Origin of the sequence: Rothia sp. (in: high G+C Gram-positive bacteria) (genome assembly GCF_030540545.1) — a bacterium.
Lineage (GTDB): Bacteria > Actinomycetota > Actinomycetes > Actinomycetales > Micrococcaceae > Rothia.
Genome location: NZ_JAUNVZ010000030.1, coordinates 1 through 1,484, shown reverse-complemented (window position 1 = coordinate 1,484; position 1,484 = coordinate 1). Strand labels below are relative to the sequence as shown.

General features: G+C 59.2%; 2 protein-coding genes. Both read left to right on the top strand.

Going from position 1 to position 1,484, the window contains the following annotated elements; genetic code table 11:
• Positions 1-862: amino acid--tRNA ligase-related protein (locus tag Q4P78_RS08670; protein WP_303339976.1), on the top strand; the 862-nt coding region annotated here is incomplete at its 5' end.
• Positions 863-1,119: 257 nt separating this feature from the next.
• Positions 1,120-1,484, top strand: a 365-nt coding sequence (locus Q4P78_RS08665) for an alanine:cation symporter family protein (RefSeq protein ID WP_303339977.1), incomplete at its 3' end; no start/stop codon positions are given.

Genomic DNA, 1,484 nt, shown 5'->3' with positions numbered 1-1,484 from the left:
CTACGGGGCGGATCTGACACTGCGTATCGCCCCGGAGCTGTACCTCAAACGCCTGGTGGTGGGTGGCATGGGTGCCGTATATGAGCTGGGCCGTGACTTCCGCAACGAGGGTGCAGATAACACGCACAACCCCGAGTTCACAGTGCTTGAGGCATACCGGCCCTACGCCGACTACACCGATATGCGCCACCTAACGGAGCGGATCATTAAAAACACGGCGCAGGCGGTGTACGGTCAGTGCGTGCTGCCGTTGGGGGCAAAGGGCAGCACAGACCGTACGCTGGATGACGTTTCAGGTGCCTGGCCGGTGGTTTCGGTGTGTGAGGCGCTCTCAGCGGCGGTGGGCACCACCATCACCTTAGACACCGATTTTGAGACGCTCCTGGCCCTGGCGCGTGAGCATGAGATTCACGTGCGGGACGATATGGGTGCAGGGGCGGTCATTGAGGAACTGTATGGTGAACTGGTGGAAGCAAAAACCGTGTTCCCCACGTTTTACACGGATTTCCCGGTGGAGACCTCCCCCTTAGCTGGTGCGCACCGCAGTGTTTTGGGGCTGGTGGAGCGCTGGGATTTGGTGATTAACGGTATGGAGATGGGTACCGCCTACTCCGAATTAGCCGATGCGCTGGTGCAGCGTGAGCGCCTGGTAGCGCAGTCACTGAAAGCGGCCGCCGGAGACCCCGAGGCCATGCAAGTGGATGAGGATTTCCTGTACGCCCTGGAGACGGGGCTGCCACCTACCGGCGGGCTGGGGATCGGTATTGACCGGCTGGTAATGCTCATGGCGCAGACCCAGATTCGCGGGGTGCTTTCGTTCCCCTTCGTGAAACCGTTAAAGCACGATACGCGCTACCAGTGAGCCTTCTCCCCCGCTTCTAATTACTGCTAAGCCGAGGGCGCTTTCGGCGGGGGATGGCACGCACTGCAGTGTGCGTTAATTATTCGTTACAAATTCCCTGAAACCACTTATTGAGCTTGCTCACACGGGTACTGTACCGCAACAATAGTTACCTGTAACTTCCGGAAAAATATCTTTTTCCGTATGCGGGTGCTTAAGCCCCGCCCCTCCCCCGCAGTGACGCCTCGTACCGGGGGATTACTGTGTTCAATAACCCGATGGGAGCGCCCGTGGAGGGAATCGTACATTTTATTCAAGACGTCAACACCTATACCTCTGGCGCCACCAGCGTGGTTGACTCTATTCAGCAATGGGTGTGGGAGAACTTCCTCTTCGTGGCGCTGATTGCCGCTGGTTTGTTCCTGACCATCCGCACCCGCGCGGTGCAGTGGCGTTCTCTGCCCGAGATGCTGCGCGTGCTCACCGACCCGTCCGGTCACGAAGCTGACGGCCGTAAGAGCATTTCCTCATTCCGTGCGTTCACGGTTTCGGCGGCATCCCGTGTGGGTACCGGCAATATTGCGGGCGTGGCGATCGCTATTGCGATGGGCGGTCCCGGCGCGGTGTTCTGGATGTGGGTCAT